13 protein-coding genes and 1 pseudogene are annotated in these 15689 nt (G+C 67.6%); 7 read left to right on the plus strand and 7 right to left on the minus strand.

Annotated elements, in window-relative coordinates; translation table 11 throughout:
• Window positions 1-102: 102 nt before the first annotated feature.
• Together ACFVS9_RS33660 and ACFVS9_RS33665 are read right to left on the minus strand one after the other, a co-directional pair.
• Window positions 103-1437, minus strand: a complete 1335-nt coding sequence (locus ACFVS9_RS33660; protein WP_389938709.1) for a VanZ family protein — start codon at window positions 1435-1437, stop codon at window positions 103-105.
• Between the two features lie 69 nt (window positions 1438-1506).
• Window positions 1507-1962 carry a hypothetical protein gene (locus ACFVS9_RS33665; protein ID WP_389938712.1) on the minus strand — a complete coding sequence of 152 codons (456 nt, stop codon included), beginning with the start codon at window positions 1960-1962 and terminating at the stop codon, window positions 1507-1509.
• 709 nt (window positions 1963-2671) lie between these two features.
• On the opposite strand from ACFVS9_RS33665, the pseudogene ACFVS9_RS33670 reads away from it, so the two are divergent.
• Window positions 2672-3076: pseudogene (locus ACFVS9_RS33670) on the plus strand (HNH endonuclease); the annotation flags it as partial.
• A 373-nt stretch (window positions 3077-3449) separates the two neighbouring features.
• Here the strand turns inward: ACFVS9_RS33670 and ACFVS9_RS33675 are convergent.
• Window positions 3450-4943, minus strand: a complete 1494-nt coding sequence (locus tag ACFVS9_RS33675; RefSeq protein ID WP_389938714.1) for a DHA2 family efflux MFS transporter permease subunit — start codon at window positions 4941-4943, stop codon at window positions 3450-3452.
• Window positions 4944-5233: 290 nt separating this feature from the next.
• Between ACFVS9_RS33675 and ACFVS9_RS33680 the strand changes: the two genes are divergently transcribed.
• A complete protein-coding gene (locus tag ACFVS9_RS33680; RefSeq protein ID WP_389938717.1) occupies window positions 5234-5827 on the plus strand; it encodes a TetR/AcrR family transcriptional regulator in 594 nt (197 codons plus the stop codon).
• Window positions 5828-5895: 68 nt separating this feature from the next.
• The gene (locus ACFVS9_RS33685; RefSeq protein ID WP_389938738.1) at window positions 5896-6699 is read left to right on the plus strand and encodes an NADPH-dependent F420 reductase; all 804 of its coding nucleotides are present in this window, start codon (window positions 5896-5898) and stop codon (window positions 6697-6699) included.
• A gap of 362 nt (window positions 6700-7061) precedes the next feature.
• Here the strand turns inward: ACFVS9_RS33685 and ACFVS9_RS33690 are convergent, their stop codons facing one another.
• Window positions 7062-8030 carry a hypothetical protein gene (locus ACFVS9_RS33690; RefSeq protein ID WP_389938741.1) on the minus strand — a complete coding sequence of 323 codons (969 nt, stop codon included), beginning with the start codon at window positions 8028-8030 and terminating at the stop codon, window positions 7062-7064.
• Between the two features lie 67 nt (window positions 8031-8097).
• Between ACFVS9_RS33690 and ACFVS9_RS33695 the strand changes: the two genes are divergently transcribed.
• Window positions 8098-8769 (plus strand): TetR/AcrR family transcriptional regulator, encoded by a 672-nt coding sequence (locus ACFVS9_RS33695; RefSeq protein ID WP_389938720.1) that lies wholly within the window; start codon window positions 8098-8100, stop codon window positions 8767-8769.
• 219 nt (window positions 8770-8988) lie between these two features.
• Complete coding sequence (locus ACFVS9_RS33700; protein ID WP_389938723.1) at window positions 8989-9882, plus strand: IS5 family transposase; 894 nt, start codon at window positions 8989-8991, stop codon at window positions 9880-9882.
• Between the two features lie 128 nt (window positions 9883-10010).
• Here ACFVS9_RS33700 and ACFVS9_RS33705 read toward each other — a convergent pair whose 3' ends face one another.
• Window positions 10011-11345 (minus strand): alpha/beta hydrolase, encoded by a 1335-nt coding sequence (locus tag ACFVS9_RS33705; RefSeq protein ID WP_389938726.1) that lies wholly within the window; start codon window positions 11343-11345, stop codon window positions 10011-10013.
• Window positions 11346-11414: 69 nt separating this feature from the next.
• Between ACFVS9_RS33705 and ACFVS9_RS33710 the strand changes: the two genes are divergently transcribed.
• A complete protein-coding gene (locus tag ACFVS9_RS33710; protein ID WP_389938729.1) occupies window positions 11415-12032 on the plus strand; it encodes a TetR-like C-terminal domain-containing protein in 618 nt (205 codons plus the stop codon).
• Between the two features lie 1179 nt (window positions 12033-13211).
• On the opposite strand, the gene ACFVS9_RS33715 is transcribed toward ACFVS9_RS33710, so the two are convergent.
• Window positions 13212-13652 carry a hypothetical protein gene (locus tag ACFVS9_RS33715; protein ID WP_389938732.1) on the minus strand — a complete coding sequence of 147 codons (441 nt, stop codon included), beginning with the start codon at window positions 13650-13652 and terminating at the stop codon, window positions 13212-13214.
• A gap of 612 nt (window positions 13653-14264) precedes the next feature.
• Complete coding sequence (locus ACFVS9_RS33720; RefSeq protein WP_389938735.1) at window positions 14265-14882, minus strand: LysE family translocator; 618 nt, start codon at window positions 14880-14882, stop codon at window positions 14265-14267.
• A 112-nt stretch (window positions 14883-14994) separates the two neighbouring features.
• Here ACFVS9_RS33720 and ACFVS9_RS33725 point away from each other — a divergent pair, with 112 nt between their 5' ends.
• On the plus strand, window positions 14995-15447 hold the full coding sequence (locus tag ACFVS9_RS33725) for an Lrp/AsnC family transcriptional regulator (RefSeq protein ID WP_383118478.1): 453 nt from the start codon (window positions 14995-14997) through the stop codon (window positions 15445-15447).
• The last annotated feature ends 242 nt before the right edge of the window (window positions 15448-15689 follow it).

Here is a 15689-nt window from a genome sequence, read left to right on the forward strand (position 1 = left end):
GCCGGTGAACGTCTCCACCCACAACGACTCAGCCCGCAACACCCCACCCATACAAGAGGAATGCCCTTTCCCAGACGTTCTGCAACAACCTTTAGTGGTGGCTCAGTTGGGTGTTGTGGGCAGACCCTGGACGGGGGATGCCCTTTCATCCACTTTCCCCGTCTCGGCGTCGACGTAGACCGGGTAGGAGTCGGTCCCGGACGACACAGGGATGACCCACTGGGCTCGCCATTCGCCTTCACGCCGGATAGCCAGCAAGTTGCCGGCGGCTGTCTTCGCTCCACCTGCGTACTCGGACGCGGTGGCCGCAGCCTGCTTCTCGCTCACCTTGCGCGGGGGGATCGAGGCGAAGTCTTCTGCATGCCGGGTGAGCAGTGCGGAGACACGACCGGCTCTGTTGATCTGCACATCCAGACGCATGGGCATGAGGACCCCGTCGATACGGCTGCGCCAGCTGACCATCCAGCCGAACTCCGCATCATCGCCGACAGGGAACGACTTCACGTGTGAGTCCTCCAGCCCCCACGGGAAGCGCTCCTTGGCGTACTTCGTGGCGATACGGAGCGCGTCGTCGGCAGTCTCGGGGGCAGCACCGCCTCCTGGCACCGCAAAGCTGCCAGGTCCGGGCTCGCTCGTACTTTCCAGACTGACGGTGAGCTGTTCCTTATCGGGCCAGCTCAACTCTGCGAACCCTGACTCCAAGGTGATCATCAGCAGGTCGGGCGCATCGTTCTGCCCGGACTGAAGCTGTACGTTCTTGATATCGACATGATCATCGAAAGCGGCGGCGAGGACCTGCTGCGCCTGGGCCTTCTCGTCCCCTCCTGCGATCTGCAGACTCGTGGAGTCCACGGCCAACGGGGTAATCCAGGCCTTCCACACCACGGCGCAGGCGATAAAACCGACCGCGAAGACGACGACCGCCGGCTTCCCCGCGGAGCGGAGGGAGTGGACCTCGCCGCGGACAGCACGGACGATCGCCCAGCCTATAAGCGCCCCGGTTCCCGCGCCGAGCGTGTTCGTCAGCACGTCGCCGCTGTCGCAGCTGCGCCCTACCCACGGGGCGATCGCTTGGCCGAGCTCGGTCGCCACCGACAGCAGTGCTCCCCCCAGAAAGACAGGAAAGACACGCCGTAGAGCAAGAACCCCAAAAATTCCAATAGGCAGGAACATCGCCACATTCAGTAGGCCCTGCTCTGTCGCGAAAGGCTCACTGAAGTTCCGATTGAGGACACACTGACCGGACACATGACCCGGAGACGGGAAGAAAATAGTAACGCTCAGCTCGGCTGCCAAGACGGCGAAAAGCCCCGCATACGCCCACGGGCGATCCAGAAACTTCTTCGCGGCAAGATACCCGACAAGGGCCACGATCGTCACTGCGGCCAACGCGATAAGAACGAACTCGCCTCGACCATTAAAAACAATTTGCAGCATGGTGGTGCAACACCTTCACGCAGGAGTGCCCCGTCCCGCGTGAGCGCGGGACGGGGCAATGGACGGAGCTCAGCAGGTGCCCGAGGGAGTCTGGAACGTTCCCTGGCCGGTCACCGACATCATCCCAATGGTGGAGTAGCAGTCCGTCGACCAGTTACGGCTCCACGAGGCACTCTTGGTCGTGCCCGGCGACTGCGTGAACGTCGAGCCCCACGTGGTGGTGCCGGCATAGTTGAAGCCCAGCTTCGCGGAAATGCTGCTCCCACCGCTGTTCTTCTCGTACCAGGTCCTGACCGTCACCGGACCGGAGCCCTGCGTCTTGTCGTGGAACAGGCGGCCACTGGACAGGGAGGTACACACCCGGCCATAGCCGACCTGGCCACTGCTCGGGCACGACTCCTGAATCGAGACGTCGCCACTCGGCGCCGACGTCGATGCCTGAGCCGCGCCCGTGCCCCCCATTGCGGCCAACGTCAGACCGGCGACTGCTGCACTGCGGACTATCGTGTGAGCGAACGCATTCATTTAGAATCCCTCCCCAGGAATAGCAGAACCCGTTTTCACGAGTAGCAGGAAAATGGGAGGTGCATCTTGCGCGTAAACACCTGATGCGATCCAGCTTCCTGCGGCCGACTGATCGCAGCCAGTGATCAATAAGTTATGTTGCGGCATACTCCAAATCAAGAAAATAAAGGATCGTGGCCTGAAAAATGTCTTCGATTGACACGTATGTCCGCAATGGGAATGCCTTCGTGGCCGGAAGTGCATGCGCGCAAAGCGCCGAACCCGGCCGCCTCGCCCTGCGATGAATCGGAATGGCATCCCGATCGGCCGCATAACAGCGGAGGCCGCCGCCGAGGTGATCGAGCGCCTGGCTGACGCCGCCGTTCTCGCCGGCCCCTGATCCGGATAGTCCCTGTCGGCCTGTGACCCAGGTCGGGCAGCTGGTATGTGCAGCGCTGTTCGCCACACTCGGGCCACCACGGCGGCGCGGACTCCCCCACGTTCTGGTTGCCCTCGCGGGTGAGGAGTGTCTCCAGCCATGCCGTGTCGAGTTCACCGGGCATCCTGACCGGAGGCCCGGTGTGACGACCAAGCGCGAATGGCCCCGTCTTGACGTCACCGGGGACAGTAGACCCACAGGTGGGGCGGGTAGTAGGACTTACCAGCCTGCGGGGTGACGTCACGCCAGGTCCGGCAGCCCGAGGACGTGTGGTGCAGGTACAAGGACGTCATGATCAACAACGTTGCGCGGGGCCTTGCCGCCGCTGCCCTCACCCTCGTGCCCCTGCTCGCCGCCGCTCCGGTCCAGGCTGCCGAAGTCACCACCCTCGCCGACGGCGTCCGCGCCCTGCCTCTGGCTGCGGAGTCCCGCACCGGCTACGAGCGCTCGTCCTTCAAGCACTGGGTCGACGCCGACAAGGACTCGTGCAACACCCGCATGGAGGTGCTCATCGCCGAGTCCCGGACCGCGCCCACCGTCGAGGCCGGGTGCAAGGTGACGGCGGGGTCCTGGTACTCGTACTACGACGGGCTCACCCTGACCACGCCGGGCGGCCTTGACATCGACCACATGGTTTCCCCCGCCGAGGCCTGGGACTCCGGCGCCTCGCAGTGGACCCCGGGCCGCCGCGAGGCCGCACAGTGATCCATCCCAGGTGCGTCGCCCCGCACCACTGGCCAGCGCTTACGTGTAAGCACCTTTCATTTCAGGTTCTGAACGCGCGGGGGGCACACACGAAGGCCCACCGGCCGGACCGGTGGGCCTTCGTGGCGCATCTTCGCCTCGTCGGCGGGGCGGGGATGCGGTCGGCGGCGAGGGTCATGAACGTCGGGACTGTTTGCGGCTGGGGTGTGCCCAGGGCTCCGTCTCGAAGAGGTAGTCGGGTGTGGCCACGATGAGTACTTCCAGAAGGCGGGTCCGTCCGGAGCACCGAACCGCCTGAGAAGGTCGGGTTCTCGTCGCCGGCTGCCGTCCGCCGCTGACGGCGACAGTGGCGTGGGAATCTCGGTCAGCCGTGGTCCACGTGCCCGGGGACGGTGGTGGCCTTGCGGACCAGGAGAGTGCCGACGATCGCGAGGCAGCCGATGACCGCCGCTGTCGTGAAGGCGGCCTGCGCCGCCGAGACGGACTGGGCCAGGTTCAGTGCACCGGCGTCCTTTGCGTTTGCGCCGATGGTGTAGGCCGAGATCAGTACCGCGGCGCCGGCGCCGCCCGCGAGCTGCTGCACGGTGTTGAACGCCGCAGTGCCGTGCGGGTAGAGGTCGGAAGGCAGGGAAGCCAGGGCCGTCGTCGTCATCGGCGCCCACATCAGGGCCTGCGCACCGGACATGACGAGATAGGTGACCAGGAGGGAGACCGCGCCGGTGCCCTCGTTCACCTGGCTCAGGAACCAGAGGGCGCCTGTCCATACGACCGCGCCAGGAATTGCCAGGGGGCGCGGTCCGTAGCGGTCGTAGACGAGCCCTCCGACGGCGGAGACGAGGGCGATCATCGCTCCGCCGGGGACCAGAAAGAGGCCAAGTTCGAAGGTGCTCAGACCGACGACGTTGGTGAGGATCAGCGGCAGGACCACCAGCACGCCGAGTCCGTTCAACGCGACCACGACCATGATCAGCAGGGGCAGGGTGAACGCCCCCGTGCGGAAGATCCTCATATCGAGAAATGCGTTGTCGGTGCGCTGCAGGACGCTCTGCCGGTAGGCAAAGGCGGCGATGGCGATGACTCCGAGCGCGATCGGGAGATAGGGCGGGATGGGTGTGTGGCCGGAGACCGACTCGCCGATCGTGGACAGACCGTAGATGAGCGCGCCGAATCCGAGGGCGGACAGCACGAGCGACAGTACGTCCAGCGTGACCGGCTCGGGGGTGGTGATGTTACGCAGCTTGGCGGCTCCCAGTGCCAGCCCGGCCAGGGCCACCGGCAGGATCAGGATGAACAGCCACCGCCAGCTGAGCTGGGAGATGACGACGCCGGAGAGCGCGGGCCCGACCGCCGGCGCCACCGCACCCAGGGCAGTGACAAGAGCCATGATCCGGCCTCGGCGATTCGAGGGGACCAGACGCATCGTAGTGACCATGAGCAGCGGCATCAGGGCGGCCGTTCCCACCGCCTGGATGATGCGGCCGGCAAAGAGCACCCCGAAGCCCGGGGCAACGGCCGCGACGGCGGTGCCGACAGCGAACAGGACCATCGAACCCATGTAAATCGTGCGGAGATTGAATCTGCGCATGACGAAGCCGGTGGCCGGGATGAGGATCGCCAGCGTCAGCAAGTATCCCGTCGTGAGCCACTGCCCCGTCGTGGGAGTGATGCCGAGATCGACGAGCAGGGTGGGGAGCGCTACTCCCATCAGCATCTCGTTCAGCAGCACAATGAACGTCGAAACCGCCAGGACGCCAAGGATCAGGATGTCTCCGGAGCTCAGCTTGTCACCGGCGTGTTCCGGAGGCGGCGAGCCCGCGGCATCGGAGGCGTGGGGCGCCGACGTTTCGTCGAGGGACATGTGTGCTCACTTTCGTGTTGCTGGGCTGTGCGGGGTCCGGCGAACCGTCGCGATCGGAAAACACCGGCGCGTGGCGCTCGACACAGACGTACTGGCGCGATGGCAGTGCGCACGGCTCTCCCGGTGCGGCGTTGCCGGAACGGGGCGTTCCAAGCCGACACTCCTGGTCGCCGTCCGGTGCCGTTCACAACAGCGGAGGTGGCACCGACGCCTATGAGGAGATAGTCTCCGTTTAACGCGATGGACGATACGGAGAGTGTCTCCGTATTGTCAACGGGAGGTGTGAAGGCATGGGTGCGTCAGGTGTCGATGGTCGTCGACCGCGAACAGACAAGCAGCGCAACCGCACGCACATCCTCGAAGTCGCGGAGGAGTTCTTCGCCGAGCACGGCATCACCGGCTCCATGGACGCCATCGCCAAGCGGGCAGGTGTCGGGCCGGGCACCCTCTACCGGCACTTCCCCAACCGTGAAGCGCTCCTCGCCGCCCTACTGCAGGCCCGCGACGAGGAGCTGGAATTGCGTCGAGCCGCCATTCAGCGCGAGGAGACCGATTCCAGCGCCGCGCTTACTCAGTGGTTGGACTCGCTCGGCGAGTGGGTGACCGCTTTCGACGGGCTTCCCGAACCTCTGCGGGCCGCACTGACCGAAAACACCTCCCCGCTGGCGATTACGTGCCAGGGTTTCATCACGGCCACCGAGGAGTTCCTCCACGCAGCCCAGCGCGACGGCGGCGCCCAGTCGTGGGTACGGGGAAGGGACTTGTTCCTCAGCACGCTCGCAACAGCGTGGGTGCGCAGTGCCGCCATGGCCGACGAGTCATCACCGCGGGCGCTCAACGCCCTCATGCGATCCGGATGGGAAACGTCCAAGAGCGAGCAGTGACACTCCGGACCTCAGGTGGATTCATGCGGATCGACCCGACGCCCCGGCACCGCTCGAAGTGACGTGCCCTGAGCGCTGCCCGGCTCCCGTCCTCGCAGCACCAATCGGTACGAGGAGAGACGAAAATGAAAATCGGCATTCTGGGTGTCGGACACATCGGCAAAACGCTGTCACAGCGGCTGAGCGCTGCCGGACACGATGTGAAAGTCGCCAACTCGCGCGGCCCGGAAACGATCGAGGCCGACGTGCTGGCGTTGGGTGGACGAGCCGTCGTGGCAGCGGAAGCCGTGCTGGACGTGGACGTCGTCGTTCTCTCGATTCCGATGAACGGCCTTCCTCGAATCGCACCGTTGATCGCCGGCCTGCCGGCCGACACAGCCGTCATCGACACGTCGAACTACTATCCCGCTCGGGACAACCGGATCGAGAGCATCGACGCCGGCCAAGTGGAAAGCTTGTGGGTGGTCGAACAGCTGGGCCGCCCGGTGGCCAAGGCGTGGAACTCGATCGGCTCGGCGTCGCTCGCGAACAAGGGCAAGCCCGCGGGCAGCCCCGACCGTATCGCTCTGCCCGTTGCCGCCGAGAGGGAGAGCGACCGGCAATCGACCATGACACTCGTCGAGGACACCGGGTTCGACGCCTTCGATGCCGGGACCCTCGCGGAATCATGGCGCCAGCAGCCCGGCACGCCCTGTTACTGCACAGACCTCTCCCGCGAAGAGATGCCGGCCGCGCTGGCCACAGCGGACGCGACACGATCGCCGCAACGGCGCGACCTGGCGGTAGCCGCCATCCTGGAACGGGTCGGGGACGCCAAGACGAACCCCGACGCCGACTACAGCGTCCGCCTGAGCCGAGCGCTGTACATGTGACCTGTTGGACTCCGTGAGTGCCTCCACGCGGACAAAGTGACGAGGAGGAGGTCGGCACGCGGACGGCGTTCGCTCGTGCGGCTCGTGCGATCCCGACCACGGGCAGCGCTGGAGTCAGCCATGGCGAAGCCTTCAACTCGTCGTCGGCGATGCGGATGAGGTCGCGGAGCTGGGCGACGCCGACCGAGCTGAGGGGTACGGGGCCTCCGCCGGGGCCGGACAGTTCTGCCTTGAATGCATGCTCCCACCCGTTGAGCTCGGCCAGGCTGAAGGTGTAGCCGAGGGCGAGGCCCTGCCGGGCCAAGTCACTGTTCACCAGAACCCAAGAATTGACAGCACCGCGACTCCTGGCAGCCGCGACGTCACGGAGCTGAGGTGACTGGCAGGTTGCCCAGTTCTTGGATGAGTTGCTGGTAGGTCGCGAAGGCTGGCTTGGAGGTGTAGTCGTCGCGCAGCAGGCCGAAGTGGTGGAAGAGCCCTTCGGCGTTGCTGTCGGCGTCCCGCAGGGCGAAGAGCGAGTAGCCGTCGATGTTCAGATCGGGGACGTGGGCGGCGACGGTCCGGATGATCGTGTCGAGGGAGGCGGCCTGTCGCTGTTCGGTGCGGCCGGGGCCGGTGGGCCAGCCGTTCTCGCAGATGCGGATCGGGACGGTGCCGGGGATGCCGGCCTGCGGCAGGCTGGTGCGGCGGAACGCCGTGAGGACCGTGGTGACCGCGTCTGCCAGTTGGTCCTCGGGAATGGGGCGGAACACGTCCGGGAAGAAGTCCAGGCCGACGTAGTCCAGGCTCTGCCGGAAGCACGCGTCGGCCAGGGCGCCGAGGTTGGACCAGAAGGTGTCGGACGGGTCGAAGGTTGGCGCGGCGTTGAAGCCGACGGCCACGCGGTGGCCGAGGGAGTGGGCCTCCTGCTTGGCGGCGATGACGCCTTGGACGAGCGCGTTCAGGACGTTGGGGGTGCTGCCGTCGACGGAGGGGAGGTTGAGGTTGGGCTCCTCGCAGATCTGGACGGACGTCAGCTTGCGTCCGCCGGTCCGGACGGCCTGGCGCACGAACTCCGGCCAGCCGTCCAGCACACCGGACGGCTCGCGGAACTGCAGCACGAGGTCCAGGGTGCGCCCGAGCTGGAGGTAGGCGTGCGGATCGGTGGGTGTGGGCTGCGGCGGTATCACGGTGGCGGCGAACGAGCGGTAGGCGCGCACCGCCAGCGTGGCCGCGCTGCCCTGGAGCTCGTCGAGGGCCTCGTTGATACGGTCCGGCTCGTCCGGTCGGACCGGATGGATGATGCCCTGGTCGTCGCCCAGGATGCCGCCGGGATAGATGCCGAAGGTCATGGTCACGCCGTCGCCCCCAGAAATTCATGGTGTCACACCAAATTTGCGGTGACACTATCATGTGGGTATGGGCCTTCGAGAGATCAAGAAACAGCGGACCCGCACGGCGATCGCCGACGCGGCTCTGCCTCTCTTCCTGGAGCACGGCTTCGACCAGGTCACGGTCGCCGAGGTGGCACGGCACGCGGGCGTCTCGACCAACACCGTGTTCAACTACTTCCCCGCCAAGGAAGACCTGTTCTTCGACCACCAGGCCGAGGTCGAGAGCCACCTCGCCACCCTGGTACGCGACCGAACCCCAGGTACCTGCCCCGTCGAAGCCGTCCGCGACGACCTGCTCTCCGCCCTACGGCAGGACCACCCCATGCTCGGGCTCCAGCCCGGAGCGCCCGCGTTCTGGCAGGTCATCCAGGACAGCCCGGCCCTGCTCGCCCGCGAACGCGAGATCGGCGAACGCATCGAGGCCGCTCTGGCGGCCGCTCTGACCGAACATCCGCCGAATGCCGCAGACACACCCGGCGATGCCAGCAACGCGTTGCCCCTGCTCCTCGCGGGCGCCATCGCCGGAACGCACCGCGCCGCTCTACGCGAGCTCCGACGGCGCATCATGTCCGGCGAACCGCCCGCACGCGCCCGCAATGCCGTCGCCTCGGCGGCCCTCCAGGCATTCAACCTGCTCTGCTCCGGACTTGACGCAGGTGACGAACGGACGTCGCAGGAGCCACAGCCCTCTCAGTAAGAGGGTGTTTACGCCTCTTTTGGCGCAGCTTCAGGTGCTGTACGACTTGGCTCTGACGAGATGAGTGCTTCTCGAGATCCAGGTGGTGCTGGTGGGATGTTGATGCCGTGGTCTCGCCCGTACTCCTCCTGTTTCATCCCGGGACGCGCCGTCGTGCCCCGTTCGCTTCGCGCGCCTGATGCCTGGGCCGGGGCGGCGGCCGGCCGGTACTCCAGAATCATGACTGAGCGCCGTCGCTATCCAAGCGACCTCTCCGATGCCCGATGGCAGTTGGTCGAGCCGATCCTGACCGCATGGCGGGCAGAGCGCCGGGGCCGCGGGCTGGACATCGGCAGGCCGCCGAATCACGACCTGCGGAGCCTGCTGGACGCGGTCCTCCACGTGAACCGGACCGGGATCCCCTGGCGCTATCTGCCGCATGACTACCCGCACTGGAACACCGTCTACGCCTACTTCGCCCGCTGGCAGGAAGAAGGCGTATTCGACCAGCTCAACAGCCTCCTCCGACGCCAAGTCCGCAGGCAAAAAGGCCGAGCGGACGAACCGACCGCCTGTGTCATCGACTCCCGGAGCATCAAGACCTCCACCAACGTCCCCGTCACCGGGCAAGGCATCGACGCGGGCAAGAAGATCATCGGCCGCAAGCGGAGCATCGTCATCGACACCGTCGGACTGCTGCTCGGGGTACTGGTCACGGCGGCCAGCGTGCAGGACTCGACCGCCGGCCGAACCCTCATCGAGCGGATCGCCGCCGAGCATCCCACCATCCGCAAGACCTGGGTCGACAGCGGCTACCGCCAGCACCTCGTCGAGCACGCCGCCACCCTCGGCATCGACGTGCACATCGTCCGCCGCGATCCCACCACCGGAGGCTTTACCGTTCTGCCCCGCCGCTGGACCGTCGAGCGCACCCTGGGATGGCTCATGAACCACCGGCGCCTGGCCCGCGACTACGAAGCACACCCACACCGTTCCGAAGCCATGATCCACCTCGCGATGATCAACCTCATGACCCGCAGACTCACCTCAGAATCCACCCCCACATGGCGCGGCGCAGGAATCATCCGCAACCACGCAATCAGGGATGAAACAACGGGACGAAACACCCTCTAGGACCAGACCGGTCCCAACACCCCTCATCCGGTCGGGAAATCCAGGAAACAGTGCCCAGCGGTACCTGGCGCAGGCCCGGACGGTTTCGAGGGTTCGTCAGCCGTTGCCGGTGACGGGCTGCACCGTCGTCATTCGTGATCGCGCAGGAAGGTGGCGATCTCGTCACTGGTCGGGGAGTTCGGCAGGGGTGCCGGCTTGTCCTGAAGGAACGCACTGATGACGGCGGCAGCTCGGTCGTTGTTGTCGTCGAGGCCGTTCCACATATGGTGTCCGACTCCGAGCATGTACTGCGTGCGCTGGATGGCAGGGTCATTGGCCAGGATGGCGGTCGCCCATTGACGGATCTGGGAGGAGCACTCGGCGATCATCAGCATCGCGGGGGTCCGGGACCGGCGCAGCTGCGGTGCGATGGAGGGCGAGTCTTTGACCGTCTGCTGGATGCGGAGGCTGGCGGCGGGGCTGAAGGAGAAGTTCTGTGCGCTGTCCTCGGCGGGGATGCGGTGCGCGTCGCGTGCGCAGTAAGCGGATGCGGTGTCGCTGCCGAGGTCTGCGGCGGTGAAGGCGTTGTCGCCTTCCGCCTGTCCGATCAGTCCGGTGTCGGGGCTGAGGAGTCCGAGTCGCATGAGGCCGAATGCCGCGGCGTACCGGGGGATGTGTGTCGATCGCGGTCCGGTCGGGGCCGGCGCGAGGCCGCGTGCGGATTTTCGGCCCTTGCGTCCGGTGATGTGTGCGGTGGGGCCGTCCATGGGGCCGGGCTCAGCGATGATCGCCCGGTGCAAGCGTGGGGCGACGCTCGGGTCGGCCAGAGCTCGGGTAAGCACGGTCCCGCCTGCGGAGAATCCGAGGATGTCCACGTTGCCCTTGTTCAGGCGGTCGATGAAGGCGGCGAGGTCGCTGACCGACCTGGAGATCGTGTACTGGCCCATGGGGAGCAGGTCGCTTCGTCCGCCGCCGGCCTGTTCGTAGGCGTAGACGTCGTAGCCCTGGCGTACCAGGAGTTGCAGGAACCGGTGGTCGAGTATCGAGATGCCACGGACCGGTCCGCCGTTGAGGTACACGAGCGGGATGGGATGCCGGGGGCTGGGGTGCGCGGGCGGGTAGTGGTACACCGCGACCCGGCTGCCCGTGGTCAGGCTCCAGTGCTGTGTGGTCACGAAGGGTAGGGCGGGCGGGTACCGCCGGGCCGTCGGCGCGGTCGGGATGCAGACCGACGCCGTCAAGGCTGCCGCGACAACCACCGGCAGGAACGGCACGAGTCGCGCCGGCCAAGCGCGGCGCCGGCCCCGCCACATCGCGAGGACTGTGCCGGCTCCAAGGGTCGGCAGCCATGCGGCGCACCCCGAGCCTGCCCCGTCCGTGAGGGCGATCAGGGCGAGGAAGACGACGACCAGCGTCGCGACGGCGGCCATGGCCAGCAGCAAGCGTCCGGTGAAGCGGACGAGACGTATGGCGGACGTGGGCACAGCGGACCTCCAACAGTTTCTGAACGCTGTTTCAAAACGACGTTATCAAAGAGGAGTAGGCTGCTGGTCGTGGGTAGGCCGAGAACAAACGACGTGGTCGTCAAAGAGCGGCTCGTGGAGTGCGCGACCGAGATGCTTGCCACCCGTCCGCGGGAGTCGCTCACGGTCCGCGCCGTGGCCGCTGCTGCCGAGGCGTCGACGACGGCGGTGTATTCGTTGTTCGGCGGTAAGGACGGGCTGATCGGTGCGGTGCGCGACAGAGCCGTCGCCGGCCTGTTCCAGGACCTGTCGGCGGCGCAGACCTCCGCGGACCCTTTCGCCGACCTCTACGCGCTGGCCGTCGCCTACCGTCGTTGGGGGCGCGCACACAGCCACCTGTACATGGTGCTGTTCGGCGGTGTGCAGCCCTTCGACCCGTCGGGGGAGATCGGTGCCAGTGACCCGGTCCGTCCGCTCCTCGCGGCGATCGATCGCGCGGTGGCGGCGTCCGTCCTCGCCGGCGAGGCAACGTCGATCGCGCTGTCGATCTGGGCCACCCTGCACGGCATGGTGACTCTCGAACTGGCCGGGGCCCTCGACTCCGCCACGGCCGAGGCCGCATTCCGCTCGACGATTGACGCCACGTTGCGCGGATGGGCGACGCCGGCTGTGTTCCGCAGCCTTCGCCAAGCCGAACTCACTCGTTGACAGGACAAGGGCCCGCTATCCGGGCGTCTCCCGGTCCTGGTGGTCCGGGTACGACTTCTTCGTGATGGGGTTCGTCGGGCCCGCGTGGTCAACGCGGAACGAGTACGGGCCGATCGGCGCGGCTTCCTCGTGGCCCGGAGCCACAGCACGAAGTCCCGAACCTCAACTGAGGTCGCGCGGTCCCACCCGACGTTGACCACTTGCAGCCACCGCCACCCGCGCGCAGCAGGTCGTAGGCATAACTGCGGACGCCGCCGGTCCGGGTGTCCCGGGCGATGAAGCCGATGAGAACCCGCGGACCGGCTGCACTGCCTTCCCCTCCGGCCTGGCCACCCCGGACGGTGCCCCGACACCGGTCCAGGGCGCCCGCCGACAGACACCGTCCACGCGCAGGCACTGCGCCGGGGCCGTACGGAGCGGGCCCAACACCCCGGACCCGCGCCCTCGGTCCGGTCCAGCGCCGAACCCACCGGGCCGCCACACGAAACCCCGGGGGTGCCGGTCCGTAAGGACGGCGTCGTCGCATACGGCGAGGCCGGGCCGGTGGGACAGAGCGACGATGAGTGCCTGGTGGTCCTGGTCGGCGAGGTGGACGGAGACCCGGCGGCCGCCGTCCGCGTTGAGGGCGCGTACCAGCAGGTCGGTCAGGTCGGCGGCGGCCTGGTCCGCTTCGCGGTAGCCCCTTCGTGGAGCTGGTCCAGCACGTGTACCCGGTGTACCGCCGTCGCTCCGGGGCGGCGGGAGCGGGCAGGGCACGCCTCACGGGCCTTGAACCGAAGTTGATGTGCGAGGTCGAGGAGCCGGCGGCGCGTGCGTCGCAGTCGCGTCGAAGGGCGGCCGAGCTGGTCACTGCTCGGGGGAGGCGGCCGAGGTCGGCGGCGGCGAGGTTGTTACTCGTCGGCCACCTCGGGCGAGAGCCGGGCGTTCCACGGCGTCCGCTGCCCGGCATGGGTACGCTCCTGGCGCCTCTTCCTCAGCCGGACCAGGGCGGCGACGGTCATCTTCTTCGATGTGACCCTGGATGTCAGCGAGAGGTTCCTGAAGTACCGCTACGGCACTTGCACGCCCGCGCTGCTGGTGAGGATCGCCACGGGATGCCGGCCCAGTGTCGAGCCGGGCACCTCCGTAACTACCCTCACACCAGCTGCGTACTGGTGGGCGTGCGCCGGTGAATGCTGGTCAGCGGCGGCCGGCGGACAGGATGACGAGGAACTGGCCGCCGCCGGCCTCGATGTCGGCGGTCACCGGCAGTCCCGGTACGAGTCGGGAGAACCGGTCCACGAGCCAGTCCGCTGCCTCCTGGGCGTCTCGTCTGGTCGGGCAACGGCCTACCATCTCGCGGCCCCCCTTGCGTTCCAGCCTTCCGGCGACGGTGATCAGCGGGGCGGGTTCAGCCACGTACAGTCGGTCCGGCCAGGCGACGACGACCTTGACCGCGCCCTTGCGGCTGTTGCATCCGCGGTGTGCGAGGCGCTCGGCGACCTTGGCCTTACGGTCGGCGGTCCGGCTGTCCACGCTGGGCCCCCGCGCGTCGTTCACCGACTCGTCGGGGTCGACCGCTTCGTCACACACCCAGCATCGCCAGCCGTCGCGCTCGGCCACATCATCAAGGAGACTCATCCGAGCAAACTAGCCTGCCCGGCTGCCGGCCCTCACACCAGGATGCGCGGGGCGCGAGTGCAGGTGGAGCCGTCGGCGGCGCTGCCGGCGTCGTACGTGCGGTAGCCGGTCGAAGCAGGCGGCGTGCACCGGGAACGGGGTGGTGTCGAGAACCGGGCCGGTGTGGGCCCATCGGTACGCGACCTTCCGGGGGATGGTGCCTTCGGTGTCGCTGATCAGATGGCGAGGAGCGGCCCCGGCCCGCTGGACGTCGCCGTGCTTGAGGACGTGCCGGGCCGCTCCGACGGCGAGGTCGGCGGTCGCGGCCCGCTGCGGGGCAGGCCGTCCCGGAGGGGTCTCCTCGACGGGGTCGAAGGGCGTCCGCCTCTTGGGAAGGGCCTCCGCTTCCTGGGAAGGGGGTGTCGGTGCAGCGCCAGGAGCTTCGGCGGCGTTCGGCGGGCACAGCCCGCCGGCCGGTCGGGGACGTGGACGTGGCCAAGCAGAACGCAGGTCGGCGTCCGAAGATCTCCGAACGGCACGAGACCGGGCCGAGAACGGTCCTGGTGGGCGCCGAAGCCGGCCCGGTCGCAGGCGATGGCCTCCTTGATATCGGTGCTGGGGCGGACGGGTCGTTCAGGCTGCCAGGCGTTCAGCGAACAGGAAGGCGCCTATGAGCATCATCAGGATGCCGGAGGCTCGGGTGACCGTCCGCGCCGCGGAGGGTCTGGTCTTGAGGACGGTGCGCGCCAGGACGCCGACGGTGGCGTAGACCACCGCGCAGGCGGCGATGTGCAGGGCGCTGAGCAGACCGGTCTGCGCGGCCACGGGCCATTCGCCGGACATGTTGATGAACTGTGGGAAGAGTGAGAAGTACAGCAGCAGCGCCTTTGGGTTCAGGCCGCTGATCCCGGCGCCTTTGAGCATGGTCTGCGTGCGGGAGGTGCCGGATGTCTCGCCGGAGGTGACCAGGGTGACCGGCTGCCGCAGCACATTCCATCCCAGCCACGTCAGATACCCTGCGCCGACGAGGGTGAGCACGGTGAGCACGGCCGGTGAGCTTGCCACGATCACCACCAGTCCCGCGATCGCGAGAAGCGTGTAGCCCACGTATCCGGCGATCAGCCCGGCCACCGCCGGAACGACGGACCGTTCGCGCAGTCCCGCCGAGATCGCGAAGGCCCAGTCGGCACCCGGTGTGAGTACCAGCAGGAGATCCACCCCCAGGAATGCCGTCAGCGTGATCGTGTCCATCGGGCCCGCCCTTCCTACCGGTTTCATTCCAGAGGGAACATTAGGTCGGATTAGCCCAAAAATGTTTCTCTATTTACCCACCGATCGGCCTCGGTGAGAGAGAATCTTCCGTATGGATGCGATGGACCGGAAGATTCTTGCTGAGCTCCAGCAGGACGGGCGCCTCACTGTCACCGAACTCGCCGCCCGCGTGCGGCTGAGTGTTTCGCCCTGCCACCGCCGCCTGCGCGACCTCGAGCGGGACGGTGCGATCCGCGGCTACCGTGCCGTCGTCGATCCGGCCGCCCTCGGGCTGGACTTCGAGGCCCTCGTGTTCGCCACTCTGCGCTGGGAGGACGCCGACACGGTGAGCGGCTTCGAGGAGGCGGTCGCCGCCATCCCCCACGTGCTCCAGGCTCAACGGCTCTTCGGGGAACCCGACTATCTGCTGCGGGTCGCCGCCGCTGACCTGACCGCCTATCAGGAACTCTACGACCAGCAGTTGGTTCGTCTGCCCGGTGTTCAGCGTCTGACCTCGACTCTCGTCATGAAGAACGTGGTCGACGACCGCCCGTTGCCCGCGTAGAGGCCGGGTCCGAACCCGCGCCAGGAGGCGGTCGCCCCTCGGCGCCCGCCGCGCGGGACCGCCCCCACGCGGCGGGTTCGTCGGGTTCAGCCGGATCAAGGGGGCGCCCTGTGCCCTTGCGGTGGTCTTCCTGGCGGGGGGGGGGGGGGGGGCGCGGGGGCCGGCGCGCCCGCGCCCCCCCCCCCCCCCCCCCCCCCACCACCAGGGTCCCGCCCCGCGGGCGGGGGGGGCGCGGCGCCGGC

Origin of the sequence: Streptomyces sp. NPDC058008 (genome assembly GCF_042886395.1) — a bacterium.
Classification (GTDB): Bacteria; Actinomycetota; Actinomycetes; order Streptomycetales; family Streptomycetaceae; genus Streptomyces.

Bases quoted from the DNA above. Each gene is read 5' to 3' on its own strand.
- ACFVS9_RS33690 (WP_389938741.1), bottom strand. From the start codon at position 8,030: ATGACCTTCGGCATCTATCCCGGCGGCATCCTGGGCGACGACCAGGGC.
- ACFVS9_RS33675 (WP_389938714.1), bottom strand. From the start codon at position 4,943: ATGTCCCTCGACGAAACGTCGGCGCCCCACGCCTCCGATGCCGCGGGC.
- ACFVS9_RS33725 (WP_383118478.1), top strand. From the start codon at position 14,995: ATGGATGCGATGGACCGGAAGATTCTTGCTGAGCTCCAGCAGGACGGG.
- ACFVS9_RS33700 (WP_389938723.1), top strand. From the start codon at position 8,989: ATGACTGAGCGCCGTCGCTATCCAAGCGACCTCTCCGATGCCCGATGG.
- ACFVS9_RS33680 (WP_389938717.1), top strand. From the start codon at position 5,234: ATGGGTGCGTCAGGTGTCGATGGTCGTCGACCGCGAACAGACAAGCAG.
- ACFVS9_RS33715 (WP_389938732.1), bottom strand. From the start codon at position 13,652: ATGAGTCTCCTTGATGATGTGGCCGAGCGCGACGGCTGGCGATGCTGG.
- ACFVS9_RS33720 (WP_389938735.1), bottom strand. From the start codon at position 14,882: ATGGACACGATCACGCTGACGGCATTCCTGGGGGTGGATCTCCTGCTG.
- ACFVS9_RS33665 (WP_389938712.1), bottom strand. From the start codon at position 1,962: ATGAATGCGTTCGCTCACACGATAGTCCGCAGTGCAGCAGTCGCCGGT.
- ACFVS9_RS33660 (WP_389938709.1), bottom strand. From the start codon at position 1,437: ATGCTGCAAATTGTTTTTAATGGTCGAGGCGAGTTCGTTCTTATCGCG.
- ACFVS9_RS33695 (WP_389938720.1), top strand. From the start codon at position 8,098: ATGGGCCTTCGAGAGATCAAGAAACAGCGGACCCGCACGGCGATCGCC.